Annotated in this window: 18 protein-coding genes; 14 read left to right on the top strand and 4 right to left on the bottom strand. The window is 67.1% G+C overall.

Annotated features, from left to right (window positions below; genetic code table 11):
* The first annotated feature begins 51 nt into the window (after nt 1-51).
* The 10 genes from rpsB to G3T36_RS12390 all read left to right on the top strand — a co-directional run bounded on the left by rpsB (nt 52) and on the right by G3T36_RS12390 (nt 8,553).
* A complete protein-coding gene (gene rpsB, locus G3T36_RS12435) occupies nt 52-1,062 on the top strand; it encodes a 30S ribosomal protein S2 (RefSeq protein WP_163290065.1) in 1,011 nt (336 codons plus the stop codon).
* A 48-nt stretch (nt 1,063-1,110) separates the two neighbouring features.
* A complete protein-coding gene (gene tsf, locus G3T36_RS12430) occupies nt 1,111-1,938 on the top strand; it encodes a translation elongation factor Ts (RefSeq protein ID WP_163290064.1) in 828 nt (275 codons plus the stop codon).
* A gap of 102 nt (nt 1,939-2,040) precedes the next feature.
* Nucleotides 2,041-2,766 (top strand): UMP kinase, encoded by a 726-nt coding sequence (gene pyrH / locus G3T36_RS12425; protein WP_163290063.1) that lies wholly within the window; start codon nt 2,041-2,043, stop codon nt 2,764-2,766.
* Between the two features lie 46 nt (nt 2,767-2,812).
* On the top strand, nt 2,813-3,367 hold the full coding sequence (gene frr / locus G3T36_RS12420) for a ribosome recycling factor (protein ID WP_163290062.1): 555 nt from the start codon (nt 2,813-2,815) through the stop codon (nt 3,365-3,367).
* A 10-nt stretch (nt 3,368-3,377) separates the two neighbouring features.
* The gene (locus G3T36_RS12415) at nt 3,378-4,367 is read left to right on the top strand and encodes a phosphatidate cytidylyltransferase (protein WP_163290061.1); all 990 of its coding nucleotides are present in this window, start codon (nt 3,378-3,380) and stop codon (nt 4,365-4,367) included.
* Nucleotides 4,368-4,388: 21 nt separating this feature from the next.
* The gene (locus G3T36_RS12410; RefSeq protein ID WP_163290060.1) at nt 4,389-4,937 is read left to right on the top strand and encodes a DivIVA domain-containing protein; all 549 of its coding nucleotides are present in this window, start codon (nt 4,389-4,391) and stop codon (nt 4,935-4,937) included.
* Nucleotides 4,938-5,045: 108 nt separating this feature from the next.
* Nucleotides 5,046-5,690, top strand: coding sequence for an aggregation-promoting factor C-terminal-like domain-containing protein (locus tag G3T36_RS19840; RefSeq protein WP_338031565.1), 645 nt, complete (start codon nt 5,046-5,048; stop codon nt 5,688-5,690).
* A gap of 52 nt (nt 5,691-5,742) precedes the next feature.
* Entirely contained in the window at nt 5,743-7,485 is a 1,743-nt protein-coding gene (locus G3T36_RS12400; protein ID WP_163290058.1) for a cation:proton antiporter, read from the top strand.
* 25 nt (nt 7,486-7,510) lie between these two features.
* Complete coding sequence (locus tag G3T36_RS12395) at nt 7,511-7,810, top strand: Rv1322 family protein (RefSeq protein WP_163290057.1); 300 nt, start codon at nt 7,511-7,513, stop codon at nt 7,808-7,810.
* Between the two features lie 2 nt (nt 7,811-7,812).
* Nucleotides 7,813-8,553, top strand: coding sequence for an alpha/beta hydrolase (locus G3T36_RS12390; protein WP_163290330.1), 741 nt, complete (start codon nt 7,813-7,815; stop codon nt 8,551-8,553).
* Between the two features lie 9 nt (nt 8,554-8,562).
* Here G3T36_RS12390 and G3T36_RS12385 read toward each other — a convergent pair whose 3' ends face one another.
* Nucleotides 8,563-9,600, bottom strand: coding sequence for an AI-2E family transporter (locus G3T36_RS12385; protein WP_163290056.1), 1,038 nt, complete (start codon nt 9,598-9,600; stop codon nt 8,563-8,565).
* A 17-nt stretch (nt 9,601-9,617) separates the two neighbouring features.
* Nucleotides 9,618-12,455 (bottom strand): apolipoprotein A-IV repeat region-like domain-containing protein, encoded by a 2,838-nt coding sequence (locus G3T36_RS12380; protein ID WP_163290055.1) that lies wholly within the window; start codon nt 12,453-12,455, stop codon nt 9,618-9,620.
* Between the two features lie 282 nt (nt 12,456-12,737).
* On the opposite strand from G3T36_RS12380, the gene G3T36_RS12375 reads away from it, so the two are divergent.
* Genes G3T36_RS12375 through G3T36_RS12365 form a run of 3 tightly spaced genes read left to right on the top strand, consistent with a single transcriptional unit; the run spans nt 12,738 to nt 16,344 of the window.
* Nucleotides 12,738-14,561, top strand: a complete 1,824-nt coding sequence (locus G3T36_RS12375; protein WP_163290054.1) for a DUF8094 domain-containing protein — start codon at nt 12,738-12,740, stop codon at nt 14,559-14,561.
* A complete protein-coding gene (locus G3T36_RS12370) occupies nt 14,558-15,526 on the top strand; it encodes a tetratricopeptide repeat protein (protein ID WP_163290053.1) in 969 nt (322 codons plus the stop codon). Before G3T36_RS12375 ends, G3T36_RS12370 begins: the two co-directional genes overlap by 4 nt.
* Before the next feature lie 32 nt (nt 15,527-15,558).
* Complete coding sequence (locus G3T36_RS12365) at nt 15,559-16,344, top strand: SDR family oxidoreductase (RefSeq protein WP_163290052.1); 786 nt, start codon at nt 15,559-15,561, stop codon at nt 16,342-16,344.
* Here the strand turns inward: G3T36_RS12365 and glgB are convergent.
* Both glgB and G3T36_RS12355 read right to left on the bottom strand, forming a co-directional pair.
* Nucleotides 16,328-18,547: a 1,4-alpha-glucan branching protein GlgB gene (gene glgB, locus G3T36_RS12360; protein WP_163290051.1), complete on the bottom strand. Its 2,220-nt coding sequence runs from the start codon at nt 18,545-18,547 to the stop codon at nt 16,328-16,330. The two genes, G3T36_RS12365 and glgB, sit on opposite strands and share 17 nt — an antisense overlap.
* A complete protein-coding gene (locus G3T36_RS12355; RefSeq protein WP_420811043.1) occupies nt 18,547-20,628 on the bottom strand; it encodes an alpha-1,4-glucan--maltose-1-phosphate maltosyltransferase in 2,082 nt (693 codons plus the stop codon). The genes glgB and G3T36_RS12355 overlap by 1 nt, the downstream gene beginning before the upstream one ends.
* A gap of 101 nt (nt 20,629-20,729) precedes the next feature.
* On the opposite strand from G3T36_RS12355, the gene glgP reads away from it, so the two are divergent.
* On the top strand, nt 20,730-23,291 hold the full coding sequence (glgP, locus tag G3T36_RS12350; RefSeq protein WP_163290050.1) for an alpha-glucan family phosphorylase: 2,562 nt from the start codon (nt 20,730-20,732) through the stop codon (nt 23,289-23,291).
* The last annotated feature ends 2 nt before the right edge of the window (nt 23,292-23,293 follow it).

The raw sequence follows: 23,293 nt of genomic DNA, 5'->3' as shown, positions 1-23,293 counted from the left end.
CGATTGGCATCCGCGCTGAGAGCGCGGCGTGCCGGAACAGGAGTACGGCAAATGGCCGTCGTAACCATGCGCCAGCTGCTCGACAGCGGCGTCCACTTCGGACACCAGACCCGCCGGTGGAACCCGAAGATGAAGCGCTTCATCCTCACCGAGCGTTCGGGCAGCTACATCATCGACCTCCAGCAGTCGCTGGCCTACATCGACAAGACGTACGAGTTCGTCCGCGAGACCGTCGCCCACGGCGGCACGATCCTCTTCGTCGGCACGAAGAAGCAGGCGCAGAACGCGATCGCCGAGCAGGCGACCCGCGTCGGCCAGCCCTACGTGAACCAGCGCTGGCTCGGTGGTCTCCTGACCAACTTCCAGACGGTCTCCAAGCGCCTCGCCCGCATGAAGGAGCTCGAAGAGCTCGACTTCGAAGGCACCACGAGTGGTTTCACCAAGAAGGAACTCCTCATCAAGAAGCGCGAGCTCGACAAGCTGCACAAGTCGCTCGGCGGTATCCGCAACCTGACGAAGACCCCGAGCGCCCTCTGGGTCGTCGACACCAAAAAGGAGCACCTCGCGATCGACGAGGCCAAGAAGCTGGGCATCCCGGTCATCGGCATCCTCGACACGAACTGCGACCCCGACGAAGTCCAGTACCCGATCCCGGGTAACGACGACGCCATCCGCTCGGTCGGCCTGCTCACGCGCATCGTCGCCGACGCTGCCGCCGAGGGCCTGATCCAGCGTCACCAGAAGCCTGAAGAGGGCGCCGAGCCGACCGAGCCGCTCGCCGAGTGGGAGGCAGAACTCCTCGGTGCGTCCGGCCAGGAGCTCCAGTCGAGCCCCGAGACCGCGAAGTCGGTCGACGCCGACCTCAAGGAGGCCAAGGCCGAGCTCGGCACGACGACCGACGAGGCTGTCGCCCTCGAAGAGGCCGTCGAGGAGACCGAGGCTGCATCTGACGAGGCCGTCGCGGTCGACGCCGCCACCGAAGCGGTCGTCGAGGCAGAGGCTGCCGAGACTGAAACAGTCGTCGAGGCAGAGGCTGCCGAGACCGAAGCAGAAGCCAAGTAACTCCGGCTCAACTCTCGTACATTTTCGACAGAAGGTTCTCAGAAGAACATGGCAAACATCAGCATCGCCGACATCAAAGCACTGCGCGAGCAGCTCGGTACGGGCATGGTCGACACCAAGAAGGCGCTCGAGGAAGCCGACGGCGACCTCGACAAGGCCACCGAGATCCTGCGTCTCAAGGGTGCGAAGGGCAACGCGAAGCGTGCCGACCGCTCCACGAGCGAGGGCCTCGTCGCCGCCAAGGAGAACGACGGAACCGCGACGCTGATCGAGCTCGCGTGCGAGACCGACTTCGTCGCGAAGGGTGAGAAGTTCATCGCCCTGGCCGACAAGGTTCTCGACGCCGTCTCTGCGGCCGGCGCGACCACGGTCGAAGAGGGCCTCGCGGCGCCCGCCGGAAGCCAGACCGTCGCCGACCTGATCAGCGACGAAGCGGCCATCCTCGGTGAGAAGATCGAGCTCCGCCGTCTCGCCGTCGTGTCGGGGGAGCACTTCGCGATCTACCTGCACAAGACCTCGAAGGACCTGCCCCCGCAGGTCGGCGTCGTGGTCGGATACTCGGGTGACGACGCTGAGACCGCTCGCAGCATCGCGCAGCACATCTCGTTCGCCAACCCGGAGTACCTCGCCCGCGAGGACGTCCCTGCGTCGGCCGTCGAGAACGAGCGCCGCATCGTCGAGGAGATCTCGCGCAACGAGGGCAAGCCCGAGGCCGCCCTGCCCAAGATCATCGAGGGTCGCCTCGGTGCCTACTTCAAGCAGGTCGCGCTCCTCGAGCAGGACTACGCCAAGGACAACAAGCTGACCATCAGCGCTGTCCTGAAGGATGCGGGGCTGACCGTCACGGGCTTCGCCCGCTTCAAGGTCGGCGCCTGACCAACGTCTGAAGGAGTCCGGATCGTTTCTCGATCCGGACTCCTTTTCTCTGCCCGCAGCAGCTAGCTTTAGAAAAACCGGAACGGAAGGACTCCAACACGCATGTCTGATTCGCACAAGAGGCGCCGGGTCCTGCTGAAGCTCTCCGGTGAAGCGTTCGGAGGAGGACAGCTCGGAGTCAACCCGGACATCGTCAGCTCGATCGCCCGGGAGATCGCCCAGGCGGCGACCGATGTGGAGGTGGCGATCGTCGTCGGCGGTGGCAACTTCTTCCGGGGCGCGGAGCTCTCGCAGCGCGGCATGGACAGGGGGCGTGCCGACTACATGGGCATGCTCGGCACCGTGATGAACTCGCTGGCCCTCCAGGACTTCCTGGAGCAGGCGGGAGCGGAGACCCGGGTGCAGTCGGCGATCTCGATGACGCAGGTGGCCGAGCCCTACATCCCTCGCCGCGCAGAGCGGCACCTCGAGAAGGGCCGCGTCGTCATTTTCGGCGCCGGCGCGGGGCTCCCGTACTTCTCCACCGACACGGTCGCCGCCCAGCGCGCCCTCGAAATCGAGGCCGACATCGTGCTCGTGGCCAAGAACGGTGTCGACGGAATGTACAACGACGACCCGAAGAAGAACCCCAACGCGCGAATGATCGAGCAGATCTCGCACCAGGAGGCTCTCCAGCAGAACCTTCGGGCGGTCGACTCGACGGCGCTCAGCCTGTGCATGGACAACGGGATGCCGATGCGCATCTTCGGCATCGAGCCGGCGGGGAACGTCACCGCAGCGATCCTCGGCGCAGAAATCGGCACGCTGCTCAGCGCGGGCGTGCGCTGAGCGCGACGGTAAGCTTGACTGACGCCCACCGATTGAAGGAGTGACCGTGATCGCGGATGTGATTTCCGACGCCCGCCAGCGCATGAGCAAGACCGTCGAGGCGGCCAAGGAGGACTTCGGGACGGTCCGTACCGGGCGCGCGAACCCCGTGCTGTTCCAGAAGATCCTGGTCGAGTACTACGGCTCGCCCACCCCTCTCGCCCAGCTGGCTTCGCTCCAGAATCCGGAGGCGCGCGTGCTGCTGGTGACGCCCTACGACAAGTCGGCGCTCAAAGAGATCGAGCGGGCCATCGTCAACACGCCCAACCTCGGCGCCAACGTCGGAAACGACGGTGAGATCGTCCGGGTGACGCTCCCGGAACTGACGGAGGAGCGTCGGCGCGAGTTCGTGAAGATCGTGCGCGGCAAGGGCGAGGATGCGAAGGTAGCGATCCGCAACATCCGACGCAAGGCGAAGGACGACCTGGATGCGCTGAAGAGCGAGGTCGGCGACGACGATGTGTCCCGTGGCGAGAAGGAGCTCGAGCAGATCACGAAGACCCACGTGGATGCGGTCGACGAGGCTCTGAAGCGCAAGGAAGCCGAACTCCTCGAGGTTTAGGGCCCCTTCTATGACCGCAGTTCCTCCGGGCGAACCCGGTCCGCCCATCCCACCGCAGCGCGGCCGGGCGTCGCGCGCAGAGTTCCGGGCCCAGGTGAAGGCGACCCGTGCCGACATCGAGCGCCAGATGCAGGCTCGCAAGGCCCAGCTCGACGCGACGAACGAACGTATCGAGGCACGCACGGGCCGCAACCTGATTCTCGCGATCCTGATCGGGCTCGCGTTCGGGCTGCTGATGCTGTTCAGCCTGATCCTGATCAAAGAACTGTTCATGCTGGTCGCCGCCGCGACGATCGTGTTCTCGGCTTTCGAACTGACCCAGGCGCTGCGCGCGGCCGGTCGGGATGTGCCCCGGGTGCCGACGATGATCGCGTCTGTCGCCATCGTCCCGGCCGCTTTCTACGGTCATTCCGTCGGCCAGCTGGTGGCTCTCGCGGCCGGAATCGCGCTCGTCTGGGTGTGGAGACTCATCGAGGCGGCGGTGAAGCGCCCTCGCGTGTCGGGGAGGCTCCTCATCCGCGATCTCGGCTCCGGTGCTCTGATTCAGCTCTATGTGGTCTTCCTCGGCAGTTTCGCCGCTCTGCTCCTGGCCGAGGACGGCGGCCAGTGGTGGACCCTCGCCTTCCTCATCCTGGTGATCGCGATCGACACGGGCGCCTACGCGACGGGCCTCTCCTTCGGGCGGCACCCGATGGCGCCGACGATCAGCCCGAAGAAGACCTGGGAGGGTTTTGCGGGCGCGGCCGCGGCGAGCATCGTGGCGGGCATCCTCCTCTCGATCTTCATGATCGGCGAACCGTGGTGGTTCGGGATCATCTTCGGCATCGTTCTGCTGTGTACAGCCACCCTGGGCGACCTGGCGGAATCCCTGATCAAGCGCGATATCGGAATCAAGGACATGAGTTCGTGGCTTCCCGGGCACGGCGGATTCCTCGACCGGCTCGACTCGATCCTCCCGTCCGCGGCCGCGACCTACGCGCTGTTCCTCATCTTCAGATAAAGCATTTGGCAGAATAGGCGAGTGAGTACCTTCCCCCGCACCCGCAAATCGAAGCTCGGCTACGACGTCGACCAGGTCGAGGAGTTCCTCCAGCAGGCGAGGCGCGCCTATGACGCCGACCCCGACGGAGTGACGCTCCTGACGGCGGCCGACATCCGTCACACCGCCTTCACCATGCAGAAGGGTGGATACTCCACCTCGCATGTCGATTCGGCCCTCGAGCGGCTCGAGGACGCCTTCGCATCCCGTGAGCGGGAGGCCGCCCGCAGTGCGCTTGGGGACAGCGCGTGGTACGACGAAGCGCGCACGACGGCCCAGGTCATCCTGAACCGCCTCGACCGTCCGGAGGGGCACCGTTTCTCTCGCACCAGCGTCCTCACCTTCGGTTACAACCGGGCGGATGTCGACAAATTCGCGGGGCGTCTTGTGCGGTATTTCCAGGATGCGCGACCCATGAGCGTGGACGAGGTCCGCACCGTCACCTTCCGGCCACAGCGCGGCGGATACAAGGAAATTCAGGTTGATCTGCTGCTCGACAGCGTCACCGATGTGATGCTGGCCGTTCGCTGACAGTAACCGCGTCGTCTTGGTATCCCCGCGGATGTCCGTTATGGTTTTGTGATCGTGGGTAGACGAGAAGCCGAACTAGTACCACTCACGCCGTCCAATCCGGTCGGGGTGGCTGTCAGGCGACCCCATGTCCGTTCGAGGGCGAGCCTCTGGACCTTCGCGTTCACCGCAGCTGTGGGCTTCCTGCTCGTCAATGTCGTCGACCCGTATTCGGGCGCGACCGCCGCGACCTTCAGCCCGACGACCTCCCGTTTCGGCACCCAGCCGATCCAGCAGCTGTCGGTGGAAGGGTCGTACACGACGACGGTCACGCGTGAAGCGGTCTCGGTGAAAGCGAAGCCGAAGCCTCCTCCTCCGCCGCCGAAGCCGGCGCCATCGTCGTCCAGCGGCGGCAGCAGCAGCAACAACAGTGGCGGGGGCGGCGGAGCGCCCGCCGCGGGAACCCCCGATCCGGGCTCTGCGCAGGCGGTCGCCTACAAGATGGTCCACGACCGCGGCTGGGGCGACGATCAGTACAACTGCCTCGTGTCGCTCTGGAACCGCGAATCGGGCTGGAACGTCTACGCGTACAACGCAGGCAGCGGTGCCTACGGCATTCCGCAGGCGCTCCCCGGCAGCAAGATGTCCTCTGCGGGGCCTGACTGGCAGAACAGCGCGGCAACGCAGATCACGTGGGGTCTCGGTTACATCACCGGCCGGTACAGCACACCGTGCGGCGCGTGGGACCACTCGCAGAGCACTGGCTGGTATTGACGCCGTAGCTGGTACGTACGCCGTGCTGGCACTAACGCCGTAGCGTAGGGCCATGGAGATCGCACTGATCGCTGTGGTCGGGGTCGTCACCGTCGTCGCTGTGGCCGCCTTCTCGAAGCAGCTCGGCGTCGCGGCGCCGCTGGTACTCGTCGTCGTGGGTGTCGCCACGTCGTTCCTGCCGGGCTTGCCGTCGTCGCTCCAGGTGCCATCGTGGGTCATCCTCGGCCTTGTCCTCCCGCCGTTGCTGTATTCGTCGGCGGTGCAGGTGCAGCTCACGGACTTCCGTCGCAATCTGGGCACGATCTCGATGTTGTCCGTCGTCCTTGTGATCGCGACCGCTTTCGCTGTCGGCTTCCTGCTGCATGCTCTCCTGCCTGCGCTCGACCTGGGTTCGGCGATCGCGCTCGGTGCGGTCGTGAGCCCCACGGATGCGGTGGCCGCGACCTCCGTGGCGAAGCGTCTCGGCCTTCCCACGCGCCTCGTCGCGGTGCTCGAGGGTGAGAGCCTGGTGAACGACGCATCCGCCCTCGTGTTGCTGAAAGCCGCCATCGGGGCGACGGGCGCCGGGCTCAGTCTTCTGGCCATCGGCGGCGACTTCCTCTATTCGGTCGTCGTCGCGATCGGCATCGGCCTGCTCGTCGGTGTGATCAACGTGTGGGTCCGTGCGAAGCTCAAGGATTCGGTGCTCGAGACCGCGATCTCGTTCGTGGTTCCGTTCGTCGCCTACATCCCGACCGAGTCGCTCGGCGCATCCGGAGTGCTCGCTGTCGTCGTGGCCGGAATCTATACCGGGCACAGCGCCGCACGTTCGTTCTCCCCGCAGGCCCGCCTCAGCGAGCAGATCAACTGGCGCACGATCAAATTCCTGCTCGAGAACGGCGTCTTCCTCCTGATGGGAATCCAGCTGCATGAGATCATCAGCAAGGCGCAGGACAGCGTCCTGGGCGCCTGGGGTGCCTTCGGGATCGGGCTGCTGCTCTGCGTCGTGCTGCTGGTCATCCGCGCCCTCTTCGTCTTCCCGATCGTCTGGCAGCTCAAAGAGAACCAGAAGCGGGCGCCGGAGGTCAGCGAGCGCCTCTCCGACGGCCTGGAACGTGTGCGCACCGAACGGGAGAAGCGGCCGCCGCAGGATGAGCGGACAGAACGGCGCTGGAACCGGTTCACCCGCTACCTCGAACGTCGTGAGGCCGACGTGAGCGACCTGCAGGATTCGCCGATCGGCTGGCGCGGGGGAGTGGTGATCACCTGGGCGGGCATGAGGGGCGTCGTCACTGTCGCGGCCGCCCAATCGCTGCCCGACTCGGCGTATCGTTCCCCGCTCATCCTGATCGCCTTCACCGTCGCCATCGTCACACTGCTCGTGCAGGGCGGAACGCTGCCGGTGCTGATCCGGAGACTGGGCATCACGGGTTCGGACGCCGCCGCCGACCGGCGGGAGCTCGCGGGCCTGCTCGAGGAGATGAGCAAAGCCGGCCTGGCCGCTATCGACCACCCCGACGACGAGGCGCCCGAGGCCCGTACCTACGACCCGGACGTCGTCGAACGCGTGCGACAGGACACGATGCTCCGGGTCGAGGCGCAGTGGGAGCGGGCCGAGCGGGAGGAGTCCGACACACCGGTGTTCGGCCCTCATCAGCAGTACCAGGCGCTCAAAGAGCAGGTTCTCGAGGCCGAGCGAAACGCTCTGCTGGATGCGCGAAGCCGGGGCAGCTATTCGTCACGGGTGCTGCTCCATGCGCAGGTCATGCTCGACTTCGAGGAATCCCGCCTCTCCCATCGCGACAACGAGGTGTGAGAGCGCCCCGCCCTAGACTTGATGCATGCCGCGCAGCAACCGTCCACGAGGTCGAAAGCCCGGTCAGGACGAAGAGGAGGCTCTCGACCTGGCGCGGGTGACGCAAGGCTGGCGACGGACCGAGGTTCGACGGGGCTTCGCCTGGAACGTGCAGCCGGTCTCGCCCATCCAGGCGGTGAAGGTCTACATCTGCCCGGGATGCGGCCTCGAGATCGAACCTGGGGTCGCTCATCTCGTCACGTGGCGCGCAGACGGTCTGATGGGCGACGCGGCTGACATCGCCGCGCGGAGGCACTGGCACACGCACTGCTGGAGGATCAGTTGACGATCGAGATCAGAGGGGGCGTCGAGCTCCCCGCGCAGCGCGAGGACATCGAATTGCACACCAGTGACGGGCTCACGCTCGTCGGAGAGCTGGCGACCCCGCTCGATCGCCCGCCGGTGGCGACACTGGTGACCCTGCATCCGCTGCCGACCGGCGGAGGGTTCATGGACTCGCACATCCTCCGCAAGGCGGCTGCGCGGCTCCCTGCTCTCGCCGACCTCGCTGTGCTGCGCTTCAACACCCGGGGGACGCGCTCCCCGCGCGGCACGAGCGGCGGACAGTTCGACGGGGGGATCGATGAGCGCTACGACGTCGACGCCGCCATGGCGTTCGTTGCGGAACGCGGGCTGCCCCATCCCTGGCTGGTCGGATGGTCATTCGGCACGGAGCTCGCACTCATGTACGGCCGGGATCTGCCCGTGGACGGCGTCATCCTGCTCTCTCCGCCGCTCCACCGCGCCACCCCCGACCAGCTGGCCGCGTGGGCGGGCGACAGCCGGCCGATGGTGGCGCTGATCCCGGAGCACGACGACTACCTGCGACCTGCCGCTGCCGCGGAGCGCTTCGCCGGCGTGCCCCAGATCGACCTGGTGAACGTCGAAGGCGGCAAGCACCTGTGGGTGGGGGAGAACCAGACGCGACGCGTCCTGACCGAGATCGTGCGGCGGGTCAACCCGGCTGCGCTGCCGCTCGCGACCGAATGGTCGGGCCCGGTTGGTCAGGAGCCTCCGGCGGGGGCCTGAGGGCCCGCCTCAGAGTTCGTTCTGCCGCGGAATCACGACCTGCTTGATGATGAGCAGGATGGAAGCCGCGAACGGGATGGCGATCAGCGCGCCCAGGATTCCGAGGAGCGATCCGCCGGCGAGTGCGGCGATCACGACCACGGCCCCCGGGACCTGAACGGCGCGGTTCATGATGCGCGGGCTGAGGACGTAGGCCTCGACCTGCATGTAGATGAGGTAGTAGATCGCGGCGGCGAGGGCCGTCTGCCAGCCCGAGAGAAGGCAGATCGCCACGATGATGACCGAGCCGGTGATCGTACCGACGAGGGGGATCAACGAGAAGAAGAAGGCGATGAAGGCGAGCAGGATGGGGAATTTCGCCCCGATGATCGTCAGGAAGATGGCGCTCAGGGCGCCGTTCACGAGGGCGAGGGAGACCTGGCCCATGACGTACTTGCCGACCGAGTCGGTGATCTGGTCGGCCAGGTCGGCGAAGCGGGCGCGCTTCGAGGCGGGAACCAGCAGGTAGCTGGCGCGCTTGATGCTGGGCAGGGATGCGGTGAAGTAGACCGTGAGGATGATCACGATGATCACGCCGAAGATACCGCTGGCGATGCCGATGCCGGTCTGAAGGATGCCGTTGGTGATGTTGCCGACGTTGCTCTGCAGCCAGTGGGTGACGTTGTTGATGTTGTCCTGGTTGACGATCGTCGGGAACTGCCGCTGCAGCTGCTCGAACCACTTCTGGGCGTCGCCCTTCTGAACCCAGGTGACGACGCCCTGGACGAGCTGTGATGCCTGGCCGACCGCGATCGGCACGATCGCCCAGATCAGGGCGGTGAAGGCGCCGATGATGATGACCAGCACTGTGACGAGCGCGGCCCACCGGGGGAACTTGCGCCGTTCGAGGAACGAGATCAGCGGTTCGATGCCCAGAGCGATGAACAGTGCGGCCCCGATGTACGTGAGGATCGTCGACAGCGTGACGATCGACATCAGGATCAGGAGACCCAGGCCGACGCCTAGAGTTCCGATGAGGCCGAATCTGAACGCGTTCTGGATCTTCATCCGGACCTCCCCGTGGTCTAACCGTTGTTGTCCGCCGTCACCTTCTCAGCCTGCTGGAGTACACCACGCAGGTTCTCGAAGTAGCCGGCGACGGCTTCTCGCTCGATCCTAATCTGCGCGAGGCGGTCCTCCGCGTCAGCCACGAGGCGTTCTGTGCGCGTCTCGGCATCGGCGAGGAGGTCCGAGGCCCGCTTCTCGGCGTCGCCGACGATCTTCCGCGCGGTCGCTTCGGCCTCTTTGCGCGCGGCCTTGACCTCGGCTCGCGCTTCTGCCTCGATGGCGTCGGCCTCTTCACGTTTCGCGGTGGTCCGCTTGATTGCGTCGGCGAGCTGCTGGTTGGCCTCGTCCAGGTATTTCTGCGTCTGGGCGACGGCTTCCTGGTGGCGGGCGAGGTATTCCTTCTCGGCCTCGTCGCGTCGCGCCTTCAGTTCGACATCGAGGTCGATGCGGGCCTGCTCCAGCTCGCGGGTTCCAGCCTGTGCAGCATCGAGGGCCTCCTTGCGGACCTTCGCCAGCTCGGCTTCGAGTGCGGCTCTGGCCTCGGCGCTCTCCGCGGCGAACGAGGAACGGGTCGACGTGATCTCGTCTGCGAGGTCGGCACGCGCCTGCTCGAGGTCCCGTGCCAGTTCGGCCCGTGCTTCGGATGACTCCTTCTCGAGATCGACGCGAGCCTGCTCCGTCTCCTCCGCCAGGGCGACGCGAGTGTCTTCGGCCTCCCGTGTCAGGGCGATACGGGTCTGCTCGCGCTCGTTGGCGAGCTCGAGCCGGGTCGCTTCGCGTTCTTCGGCGAGGGTCGCCCTGGTCGTCTCGACCTCGTCGGCAAGCGCCGCCTTGGTCGTTTCGACCTCTTCGGTGAGTGCGCTCGTCTTCTGCCCGACCTCGGCCGCAAGCCGGCTCTTCGTACGCTTGACCTCGGTGGCGAGGCGGCTCTTCGTCTGCTCGACCTCGGTGGCGAGCGCGCTCTTGGTCGTCGTCACCTCTGCAGCGAGGTTCGCCTGCGTCTGCTCGACCTCGGTCGCGAGCGCCGTCTTCGTCTGCAGGACTTCGTCGGCCAGCGCAGCACGCGCGCCGTCGACTTCGGCGGTCAGGGCGTTGCGCGTCTCCGCGACCTCGTCGGCGAGTGCGTTCTTCGTCGTGCGCACGTCGGTCTCGAGTTCGGTCTTCGTCTTCTCGACCTCGGTCGCCAGATCGGCGCGGGCCTTCTCGACCTCGGCTGCGAGGCTCGCACGGGTGGTGGTGACCTCGTTCTCGAGCGCGGTGCGCGTCGAGGTGACCTCGCTCTCGAGGGCGGCCTTCGTGGTGGTGACCTCGGTCTCGAGGGCGGCCTTCGTGGTGCTGACCTCGGTCTCGAGGGCGGCCTTGGTGGTGCTGACCTCGCTGTCGAGCGCAGCCCGTGCGGCGTTGACCTCGTTGGCCAGCTCCGCACGTGTCGTCGTGACCTCGTTCTCGAGGGCGGCCTTCGTGGTCGTGACCTCGTTGTCGAGATCGGCCTTCGTCTTCGCGACCTGCGCCGTGAGGGACGTCGTCGTCTCCTCGACCTCGGTGGCGAGCGCGCTCTTGGTGCTGTCGACCTCGGCGGCCAGGGCGTTCCTCGTCTGCTCGACCTCGAGGGCCAGCGCCCTCTTGGTCTCCTCGACCTCGGTCGTGAGGGCGCTCTTCGTCTGCTCGACCTCCGCTGCGAGTGCGCTCGTGGTCGCGGTGACCTCGGCGGCCAGCTTCGCCTGGGTCTGTTCGACCTCGGCAGCAAGGCCGGTCTTCGTCTGCAGGACTTCGTCGGCGAGCGCGCTCCGGGTCTGGACGACGTCGTCCTCCAGCGCGCTCCTGGCCTGCTCGACCTCGGCCGTGAGGGCGGTTCGCGTCTGCTCGGCCTCGGCGGCCAGTGACCGCTTGGTCTGATCGACCTCGGTCTCGAGCGCCAGCTTCGTGGTCTGCACCTCATTGGCGAGGTCGGCACGCGTCTGGGATGTCTCGCCGGCCAGTGCTGCACGGGCACGTTCCGTCTCGGTGGCGAGGTCCGCACGAGCCTGCCGGGTTTCGTTGGCAAGGGCGGTACGTGCCTCGAGTGTCTCGGCCTCGAGTGCAACCCGCTTCTGCTCGATGTCGCGTGCGAGCGCAAGGCGGGCCTGCTCGGATTCCTTCTCGAACGCCGCACGGGCGGCGTCGAGGTCCGCGGTCGCCTCGGCACGTCGCTGGGCGAGCTCTCGCTCGATGTCCTCGGCCTCGGCCCGGGCCGTGGCGGCCTCACGGGTCGCGACGACCTTGAGCTCGGCCGCTTCGCGCTCGGCTTCGGCGCGCACAGCCGCCGATTCGCGTTTGCTGGTCGCGCGGAGTTCGGCGGCCTCCGTGGCGACGGCGCCCCGGATGGCGGCAGCTTCGCGCATGGCGTCCTGTGTGAGGTTCTCTTTGTCCTGGGTGGCCTTGGCGACGAGCTCGGCCGCCTCGATCTGTGCATCCTCGAGGGCGGTCGCGGCGCGGGCGCGGGCATCGGCGAGCACGCGCTCCGCCTGCTGCGCGGCGGCCTGCTTGATCTTCTCGACCTCTGCCGCCACGCCGCTGCGGAGTTTCTCGGCGTCGATGTCCGCCTGCGCGATCAGTCGCGTCGACTGTTCTTCTGCAACTCGAAGCGTGTTCTCGAGTTTCGTGCCGAGGCCGGAGAACGTCGGGCTCCCGACCTCCTCGATCTCTGCGTTGAGCTCCTCGACGCGGATCTGGAGACGCTTGATCTCCTTCGTCGATTCGGCAAACTGCGTGTTCGACTTGATGAGCTCGCGTCGGAGCCCCTGGATGGCCTTGTCGACCTCGTCCTTGTCGTAGCCGCGGAATACCTGCGTGAAGTTCTCGTCGTCGGTCGCCACTGTTTCTCCTGGTCACTTGACTGCAGGCATTCGGGGGGTGGGGCGCTGCAACCGATCCGATCTTAGCGAGCGCTTCTGGGTGTCGCATTTGAACCGTTCGCAGGCAACGGTTAGCAGGCTCTCAGGGTGGTCCGGTATCGTGGGGTGACTTTGTTGTTGCCGTTCGCCGGCGGTGTGTCCGCTGTGAGTGGTGTGGTCCAGAAACCCGATGAGGGCGGCAACCGCCGTCCGGCCGCATCACGGAATCGCTCAGCGAGAGCGGGCAGCACAGGAGGAGCTTTTTTGCGTTTCGTACTCGCCATCGTCGCCTTCGTGGTGGCCGCCGTGATGATCGCTGCCGGCATCGCCCAGCGCACGGTGTTCGCACCGCCGTCCCAGGTGTCCGCTGCTGCGACCGTCAGCGGGGAGCCGCGATTCATCGTCATCGACGGTTCCGTGCTCAATTCGCATCCCGGTCAGCAGACCCTGTACGTCGACGGCGCCAAGAACGAGTTCGTCGCATACGGCCGCACCGCCGACGTCACCGCCTGGCTGGGCGACCAGTCGTACGCGACCATGAAGTACGACGTCGCGAGCGGCAGCCTGACGAGCAAGAATGTGACGCCCGCGACCGAATCCCAGAAGCCGGCTCCGCTCCCGACAGCGACCCCCGGGGCGACGACGGGAAAGGCTTCCGCCACCGCGAAGGGTCCGAGCCCCGCCGGTTCCGACCTGTGGCTCGAAGAGTTCGACGGTACGGATGCGAACGTGACCCGGATGAACGTCCCCGACAACATCAGTGTGATCATCGCAAGCGACGGCACCGCGCCCGCACCGAACCAGATCCGGATCGTCTGGCCGCTCGATTCGAGCACGCCGTGGGCGGGCCCGTTGATCGTCGGCGGTGGGGCGCTCCTCGTCATCGGCCTCGTCCTCTATCTCTGGGGGCTGTACGCGCTGCGCCGATCGCGAGGACCCAGGCGTAAGGGTGGACCCAAGATGCCGAAGCTGCCGAAGGCGCCGAAGTACAAGCCGACGAAGGCGATCGAGACGACCCCCAAGGGGCGCCGTTCCTCGAGACGAGCCATGGTCGCCGTGCCGATCGTCCTGGTCGGCGCACTCGGCCTGTCCGGATGCTCGGGCGACTACTGGCCGCATCTGGGAGCGTCCACGCCGGTGGCGACCTCGACGCCGATCACCACGGAGCTGCCGAAGGCGAAGGATGTCCAGTCTCCCGCAGTGACGGGTCCGCAGCTCGAGCGGATCATGGCGAAGATCTCAGCCGTCGCGGCGGCGTCGGATGCCAAGCTCGACTCCAAGGGGCTCGCGACACGGTTCGCCGGCCCCGCGCTCGAACTGCGCCAGGCGAACTACGCCCTCCGCGCGAAGAAGTCGGACGAGCCCGCGCTCCCGGCCATCGCCCCCGGTCCGCTCGCACTGACGCTTCCGCAGGCGACCGACATGTGGCCGCGTGTGGTGTCGACGGTCGTCGAGGGCTCGAGCAAGACGCAGGCCCCCCAGGCGATCACGCTGGTGCAGGAGACCCCACGCTCGAACTACCTCGTGAACTACGCCGTCTCGCTGGAGCCCAAGGCGAAGGTCCCCGACCTCGCACCGGCGAGCATCGGAGCAGCCGTCGTGCCCCCGGACTCGAAGTTGTTGCTCCTCCCGCCGCAGCAGGTCGCGGCGGCGTACGGCGACATCCTCATGAAGGGTCCGAAGAGCACGTACTACCCTCTCTTCGAGGCTCAGGGCGACACTCTTCGCCCCGCCGTCGGCCTCGACTACAAGGTCAAGAAGCAGGCGCAGATCCCGAAGACGGCCTCGCTCACCTTCACCAACAGTGTGGGGGCGGGCAAGCCCATCGCGATGGCCACGAATGATTCCGGGGCGATCGTCTGGACGAATCTCGATGAGACCGAGACACTGAAGGTGGTCGAAGCCGGAGCCGAGGTCAATGCAGGCGCCAGCGCGGCCGCATTGAGCGGGGTGGCGTCCAGCAAGAAGGGCATCGCCTCGACCTACGGGTACCAGCTGGCGTTCTACGTTCCGCCTGCGGGATCCAACCAGAAGATCACGTTGCTCGGGTTCGCCCAGGGCCTCGTCTCAGCCAAGGAGGTTCAATGAGCCAGATTCCTCCCGCGCACCTGCGCGGGGCAGTCGATCTCTCGTCCCTGGTCAACCGTGCCGCGACTGCGGGTACCGCAGCCACCGGTGCGACGCCGGATTCGCCTCCCCAGTCGCTCCCTCTGCCCAGCCTGTTCTTCCAGGGCACGGACGCGAACTTCAACGACTTCCTCGATCTGTCGATGACCGTTCCGGTCATCGTCGACCTCGCTGCATCATGGGCTGAGCCGTCGCAGCAGCTCTCGAGCGTGCTGGAGCGCGTCATCCGCGACTACGACGGCCGATTCGTCCTCGTGACTGTCGACGTCGAGACGAATCCGCAGCTTGCGCAGGCCTTCCAGGCGCAGTCCGTGCCGGCCGCAGCAGCGGTGATCGCCGGTCGACCAGTGCAGCTCTTCGCCGGTGTCATGCCGGAGGCGCAGATCCGCGACGTCTTCGAACAGCTTCTCCAGCTGGCCGCACAGAACGGCGTGACAGGTCGCGTGACGGTCGAGGGCGATGGCTCCCCGGCTCCGGAGACCGATGCTCAGGCCGAACCGCAGCCGGAGCCGCTGCCGCCGCATCACGCGGAGGCGTACGAGGCGATCGAGCGGGGCGACTTCGAAGAGGCGATCGCCGAGTACAAGCTCGCCATCGCTCAGGACCCGCGCGACACGATGGCGGTCGCAGGTCTCGCCCAGGTCAGCCTGCTCGCCCGCCTCCAGGGCAAGACGGCCGACGAGATCCGCTCCGCCGCGGCCGCTGACCCTGACAATGCCGCGGCGCAGGAACTCGTCGCCGACCTCGACATCTCCGGTGGTCATGTCGATGACGCCTTCGACCGGCTGCTGACCCTCTTCCCACGGCTCGCCCCCGAAGAACGGGATTCGGTTCGCGCTCGCCTGCTCGACTATTTCGAGATCGTCGGTGTGGACGACCCGCGTGTGATGAGGGCCCGGGCTAGGCTGGCGTCGCTTCTGTACTGAACCACGCCAGACCTGACCCCGGGAGGCCCCGCATGGCGCGCGTCCTCGTCGTCGGCGGGACCGGGCTCGCCGGTCGCGCGATCGTGGCCGAAGCCGTCGGACGCGGCCACGATGTGGTCGTCGCAAGCCGGCGCGTGCCGGACGACGACAACCCGTCCTACGTTCCTGGCGCTGTCTACACGACCGCCGACCTGGTCACCGCGGACGGCCTGGAAGAGGCGGTCGACGGCATGGATGTGCTCATCGACGCGTCGAACGGAGCCGGGCGCGAAGCGGGCCACACCTTCACGATCGGTTCGCAGAACCTCCTGCACACGGCCGCACGTTTCGGTGTCGGCCACGCTGTGCTGCTCTCGATCGTCAACGTCGACCGTTCGGGCTACTCCTATTACCGGGCCAAGGCGGCGCAGGAGCGCACGTACCACGATTCGCCCATCGAAACCCGGATCGTCCGGACGACGCAGTTCCACGATTTCATCGCGTCGCTCTTCGCCGCCGGCGCACGGGCGGGGATCATCCCGGCGTTCTCGAAGGTGCGCTTCCAGACGATCGCGGTGTCCGACGTGGCGACGATCCTGGTGGATGCGGCTGAGGGCAACGGGCCGTCGAACTCGACACGCGCCGTCGGAGGTCCGCGCATCCAGTCGTCCAGGGCGCTCGCGGAGGCCTGGAAGCAAGCGACCGGCTCGCGGGCGGTGATCGCCGGCATCCGGCAGCCCGGCGCGCTCGGCGCCGCATGGCGTGCCGGCGACAATCTCGCCCCCGATCAGGCGATCGACGGGCTGGACTTCGAAAGGTGGCTCAGCTCGACGGTTTGAGCCACAGTCCTCCGAGCGGTGGCAGGGTGACCAGCGCGGATGCCGGTCGTCCGCCCCACGGCTCGGCGGCGGCCTCCACGGCGCCCAGGTTTCCGACACCCGATCCGCCGAAGACGACCGCGTCGGTGTTGAGCAGTTCCTCCCAGCGTCCGGCGATCGGAAGCCCGACGCGGTAGTCGGTGTGGGGGTTCCCCGAGAAGTTCATCAGCACCGCGATCGGGTTGCCATCCTTGTCCCAGCGCAGGAACGAGACCACGTTTCCGGCTGCGTCGCCGCCGTCGATCCACTCGAAACCCGCGGGGTCGTTGTCGAGCGCCCACAAGGCCGGGTTGTCGCGGTACACGCGGTTCAGCTGGCCGACCAGGTCGAACAGTCCACGGTGCGTCGGCTGGTCGAGGATCCACCAGTCGAGTCCGCGCTCTTCGCTCCACTCCGAGGGCTGGCCGAATTCCTGGCCCATGAACAGCAGTTGCTTGCCCGGATGCGCCCACATGAACGACAGGTAGGCGCGCACATTGGCGAGCTGCTGCCAGTGATCGCCGGGCATCTTGCTCAGCAGCGAGCCCTTACCGTGCACGACCTCGTCATGGCTGATGGGGAGGAGGAAGTTCTCGCTGAACGCATACACGAACGAGAACGTGATCTCGTTGTGGTGGTACGAGCGGTACATCGGGTCCTCCTGGATGTACTGGAGCGAGTCGTGCATCCACCCCATGTTCCATTTGAACCCGAAACCGAGTCCTCCGCTGGAGGTGGGCTGGGTGACGCCGCCCCAGCTGGTCGACTCTTCGGCGATCATCACGGTGCCGGGGTTCCTCTTGTACGACGTCGCCGTGACCTCCTGCAGGAAGCCGATCGCTTCGAGGTTCTCCCGGCCGCCGTATTTGTTCGGCTCCCATTCGCCGTCTTCGCGGGAGTAGTCGAGGTAGAGCATCGAGGCGACGGCATCGACGCGCAGACCGTCGACGTGGAACTCCTCCAGCCAGTAGAGCGCGTTCGCGACGAGGAAGTTGCGCACCTGGGAGTTCCCGAAGTCGAAGATCAGGGTGCCCCAGTCCTTCTGCTCGCCCCTGCGCGGGTCGGAGTGCTCGTAGAGCGGCTGCCCGTCGAACCGTGCGAGGGCCCAGTCGTCTTTGGGGAAATGGCCCGGCACCCAGTCGACGAGGACGCCGATGCCCGCGCGGTGCAGGCGGTCGATGAGGTACTTGAGATCGTCCGGATGCCCGAAACGGCTGGTCGGTGCGTAGTACCCGGTCACCTGGTAGCCCCAGGAACCGCCGAACGGATGCTCGGCGAGCGGCAGGAACTCGACATGCGTGTACCCGAGCTCACCGATGTAGTCGATGAGCTGGTCGGCGAGCTCCCGGTAGCCGAGACCCGGCCGCCAGCTGCCGACATGCAGCTCATAGACGCTCATCGGGCCGTTGTGCGGGTCGTGCGACGACCGCGCCGTCAGCCAGTCGCCGTCAGCCCACTCGTAGTGGCTCTCGCCGACGACGGATGCGGTCGCAGGCGGACGCTCCGTGAAGCGCGCCATCGGGTCGGCTTTGCGCACCCAGTTGCCGTCCTGACCGAGAAGGTCGTACTTGTAGATCGTGCCGGGCGCGATCCCGGGAATGAAGAGCTCCCACACCCCGGTGGTCCCCATGTTGCGCATGGCGTGCTGGGTGCCGTCCCAGTCATTGAAGTCGCCGACGACCCGCACGGCCCGGGCGTGCGGCGCCCAGACGGTGAAACCGGTTCCGACGGTTTCGGTCGCGACGCCGAAGTGGGCTTTGTGATGCGAGCCGAGTGCATCCCAGAGCCGTTCGTGGCGGCCTTCGCCGATGAGGTGCAGGTCGAGGTCGCCTATCGAGGGGCGGAACCGGTACGGATCGTCGGCCGTCCACGATGGAGCGTCGGGGTAGTGGGTCTCGAGCATGTAGTCCTGGGGCCCGAGCAGGCTGAATCCCTGCCAGATGCCGTGCGCGAGGTGCCCGAGCTCGACACGCGAACCGTTCGAGAGCACCGCGACGACCTCGCCGGCGAGCGGGCGCAACGCGCGGATCACCGTGATCGGGTCGTCGATGCCTTCGGCGCGGACGACGTGCTGGCCGAGCACCGAATGCGGATCGTGGTGGCTGCCGGTCGCGACTGCTGCGAGCAGCGAGTCGGGCAGCTTCGGGAGGGCGATCGCGGCCGCGCCTTCGGGGATCGGGCTCATCAGGGGGTCCCCTTCACACTCAGGATATGGACGGGCTCGGTGAACGCATCCAGTCGCACGTAGTTGTCGGCGCCCCAGGTCCATTTCGCACCGGTGACGATGTCTTTCACTTCGAACAGGCCGCCGAGGGGAACCCCGAACTGCGTGACGTCGAGGTGCACGGTCGTCTCGCGCACCGAGTGGGGGTCGAGGTTCGCGACGACGATGATCGCGTCGGGCCTTCCGCTGCGCGTGAACGCCCCCGAGAGGTATTTGCTGTAAACGAGGATCGCGTCGTCCTCGCTGCGGTGGATGTGGAGGTTGCGGAGCTGGCGGAGCGCCGGATGCTCGCTCCTGGCCCGGTTCAGCATCGTCAGGTACGGCGCGAGCGATTTGCCCAGGTTCTGGGCCCGCGCGTAGTCACGGGGGCGGAACTCGTACTTCTCGTTGTCGATGTACTCTTCGGCGCCGGCGCGGGCGACATTCTCGTACAGCTCGAATCCCGAGTACACGCCCCAGGTGGGCGCCGCGGTCGCGGCCACGGCCGCCCGGATCTTGAAGGCGGCCGGCCCGCCGAACTGCAGGTATTCCGTCAGGATGTCCGGTGTGTTCACGAAGAGGTTGGGCCGCAGGAAGTCGGCGGTGTCGTGGGCGAGGCCGTCGAGGAACTCGGCCAGCTCGTCCTTCGTGTTCCGCCAGGTGAAGTACGTGTACGACTGCTGGAATCCCACCTTCGCGAGCGTCTGCAGGATCGCGGGCCGGGTGAAGGCCTCCGCGAGGAAGACGACGTCAGGGTAGTCGGCGTTGACGTGGTGGATCAGCCACTCCCAGAAGGCGATCGGCTTCGTGTGCGGGTTGTCGACGCGGAAGATTCGCACGCCCAGGGAGATCCAGTACAGCACGATGCGGAGGATCTCGTCGCGCAGCCCGATCGGATCGTTGTCGAAGTTGATCGGATAGATGTCCTGGTACTTCTTCGGCGGGTTCTCCGCGTAGGCGATCGACCCGTCCGGAAGCGTGGTGAACCATTCGGGATGCTGCTTCACCCAGGGGTGGTCGGGCGCGGCCTGGAGGGCGAGGTCGAGTGCGACTTCGAGGCCGGCCTGCTTCGCCTTGCCGACGAAGAAGACGAAGTCCTTCTCCGTACCGAGGTCGGGATGGATCGCGTCGTGGCCGCCCTCTGCGCTCCCGATGGCCCACGGCGACCCCGGGTCGTTCGGCCCCGCGTTCAGGGTGTTGTTGGGGCCCTTGCGGAACTCGCGCCCGATCGGGTGGATCGGGGGAAGGTACACGACGTCGAACCCCATCGCCGCGACCTCGGGCAGGCGCTTCGCCGCCGATCGGAACGTGCCCGACTTCCACGACCCGTCCGGTTGCTTCTTGGCGCCCTCGGAGCGCGGAAAGAACTCGTACCAGCTGCCGACCCCTGCGCGAGAGCGCTCGACGAGGATACTGCGGGTCGGCGACAGGGTGGGAAGACTCACCACCGGACGGGCGTCGAGTACGCGCACGACACGGGTGTCGCCGGCCGCGGCCAGTCGCTCCTCCGGCGTCTTCGACGCGTCGGCGACGACCTTCGCGGCCTCGCCCAGGTGCCGGCGCTCGGCAGGGCTGCGGCGCTCGTCGTCGGCAGCCCTCTCCAGGATTCCGCGGCCGATCGTGAACATGAGCTCGACATCGAGCCCGGCGGGGACCTTCACCTCGGCGTTGTGGAGCCACGTCGCATACTCGTCGCCATACGCCTGGATCCGGTACCGCCACAGCCCCTCGGTCTCGAGCTGGACCTCGGCCTCCCACCGGTCGGTTCCGGGGGCGATCGGCTTCATCCGGTACTCGATCTGCTGACCATGAGGGTCGAGGAGCAGCAGGTCGACGCCGATCAGGTCGTGCCCCTCACGGAAAGCCGTCGCCCGGAACGGGACGACCTCGCCGCTGAACGCCTTCGCGGGCCACGCGCCATCGTCGACCTGGGGCGACAACGCAAGAATCGGGATTCGGCCGATCGCCGGGGTGAACGCTGAGGGCGCAGGCCCGTCGGCGGCCGGTGCAGCGTCCGCGCGGGCCTGTTTGCCCACCTTCTGATTCTCCGCAGTCTTTCCCACACCCTGACCGTACCGCGATGGCCCGCGACTTGGCACCCTTCGCTCCCGAGCCGGCATCCGGGGCTTGCGCGCATCCGATGCGACTCGCCTAGGCTGTTGGGGTGAAGGCGATCCGAAGGTTTACCGTTCGCGCAGTCCTCCCTGAACAACTCGGGGCGCTGGAAGAGCTCGCAGGCAACCTGCGGTGGTCGTGGCACGAGCCCACCAGACAGCTTTTCGCCCGCATCTCACCCGAGCTCTGGCAGCAGACGGGCCATGATCCGATCGCGCTCCTCGGTGCGGTCCATCCCGCCCGGCTTTCGGAGCTGGCGAACGACTACGGCTACGTCGAGTGGGCGAACCGGCTTCGCGACGACCTGCATGCGTATCTGAGCGAGCCGCGCTGGTATCAGGGGCTCGACGGGTCGGCCCCGCAGTCGATCGCGTACTTCTCGCCTGAGTTCGGCATCACCGCGGCGCTGCCGCAGTACTCGGGCGGACTCGGCATCCTCGCCGGAGACCACCTGAAGAGTGCCTCCGACCTGGGTGTGCCACTGGTCGGCGTCGGCCTCTTCTACCGCTCCGGCTACTTCTCGCAGGCGATCTCTCCGGACGGCTGGCAGCTGGAGAGCTATCCCGTGCTCGACCCGGACGGGCTGCCGCTCGCCGTCCTCCGGCAGCCGGACGGCACGGCCGTGCAGATCACGCTGGCGCTGCCGGAGGGCCGTGCCCTGCACGCGCGGGTCTGGCAGGCGGCCGTCGGACGCATCCGCCTCCTGCTCCTCGACACGGACATCCCCGCGAACGAGGACGCCCTTCGCTCGGTCACCGACCGACTGTACGGCGGCGGGGGAGAGCACCGGCTGCTTCAGGAGCTCCTCCTCGGGATCGGCGGGGTGCGCGCGCTCAAGGTCTGGGCCGAGCTCAGCGGCACACCGGTGCCCGAGGTCTTCCACACCAACGAAGGCCACGCGGGATTCCTGGGCGTCGAGCGGATCTCCGACCTGATCGGCGAAGGCCTCACCTTCGACGAGGGACTCCAGGTCGTTCGCGCCGGCACCGTGTTCACCACCCACACCCCGGTCGCGGCAGGCATCGACCGGTTCGAGCGCCCGCTCGTCGAGCGGTACTTCTCGACCGACCTGCTCCCCGGTGTCCAGGTGTCGGATGTGCTCGCGCTCGGCTGTGAAGACTACCCCGGCGGCTCGCCCGACGTGTTCAACATGGCGGTGATGGGCCTGCGGCTCGGCCAGCACGCCAACGGCGTCTCCAAACTGCACGGCCAGGTCAGCCGGCAGATGTTCCGGGGCCTGTGGCCGGGATTCGATGTCGACGAGGTTCCCATCGACTCGGTCACGAACGGTGTCCACGCGCCGACCTGGACCGATCCGATGCTGCGGGCGCTCGCCGAGGAACGTCTCGGTACGACGGACACGACAGCCGCCGACTGGTCATCGGGTGGCCTCGGCGACCTCGACCTCTGGTCGGTCCGCACCCGGATGCGCGAACAGCTCGTCGGCGACGCCAGACGCCGTGTCTCGGAAGCCTGGGAGAAACAGAACCCCGGCGGCGTCGCGCCCTCGTGGATGTCCGACTTGCTGGACCCCTCGGTGCTGACCATCGGCTTCGCGCGACGCGTGCCGACGTACAAGCGGCTCACCCTCATGCTTCACGACCCGGAGAGGCTCCGCGCCATCCTCCTGAACCCGGAGCGCCCGGTGCAGATCGTGATCGCGGGCAAATCGCATCCGGCCGACGAAGAAGGCAAGCGGCTCATCCAGAGGCTCGTCCAGTTCGCCGCCGAGCCGGACATCCGCACACGGCTGGTGTTCCTGCCCGATTACGACATCGGTATGGCGCAACTGCTCTACCCGGGTACCGACGTGTGGCTGAACAACCCGCTGCGGCCGCTCGAGGCGTGCGGGACCTCCGGTATGAAGGCCGCACTCAACGGAGCGCTCAACCTCTCCATCCTGGACGGGTGGTGGAACGAGTTCTACGACGGCGAGAACGGCTGGGCCATCCCGTCGGCGGATGCTGCGGGCGACGGCAGCGAACGCGACGCGCTCGAGGCGGAAGCCCTCTACGACCTCATCGAGAACCAGATCGCGCCGCGGTTCTACGAGCGCAACGGCGACGGGGTGCCCGAGGGTTGGCTGCACCAGATCAGGCACACGCTCTCGACCCTCTCGCCGGAGCTGAGTGCGGACCGGATGGTGCGCGAATACGTCGAGCGGATGTACGTGCCGGCCAGCGGGTTCGAGCGGCGCGTGAGCGACGACGGCTACGCGGGGGCGCGGGCACTGTCGGCGTGGAAGGCGCGCGTCCGGAGCGCCTGGCCAGGCGTCGCGGTCGTGCATGTCGAATCCGGCGGTGTGGATGCGATACCGCAGGTCGGCGACGAACTGCACCTGCGCGCGCGGGTCCAGCTGAACGGCCTGAAGCCGGAAGACGTCTCGGTCCAGGTCATCTACGGGCGGAGCCAGAACGGCGATCAGCTGACCCATGTGCGCATCCGCGACCTCGAGGTCGAGGAGAAGTCGGCGATCGGCGGCGCCTACGAGTACGTCGGCACCGTCGCACTGAGCCGCGCAGGCTCGTTCGGTTACACCGTGCGCATCGTACCGAGGAACGACCTGCTGCTCAGCTCTGCCGAGCTGGGCCTCGTCGCCATCGCCGGCTGACC

This window comes from Leifsonia tongyongensis (assembly GCF_010686705.1).
In the GTDB taxonomy this organism is placed as follows: domain Bacteria; phylum Actinomycetota; class Actinomycetes; order Actinomycetales; family Microbacteriaceae; genus Diaminobutyricibacter; species Diaminobutyricibacter tongyongensis.
This window is presented reverse-complemented; position numbering and strand designations above follow the sequence as displayed.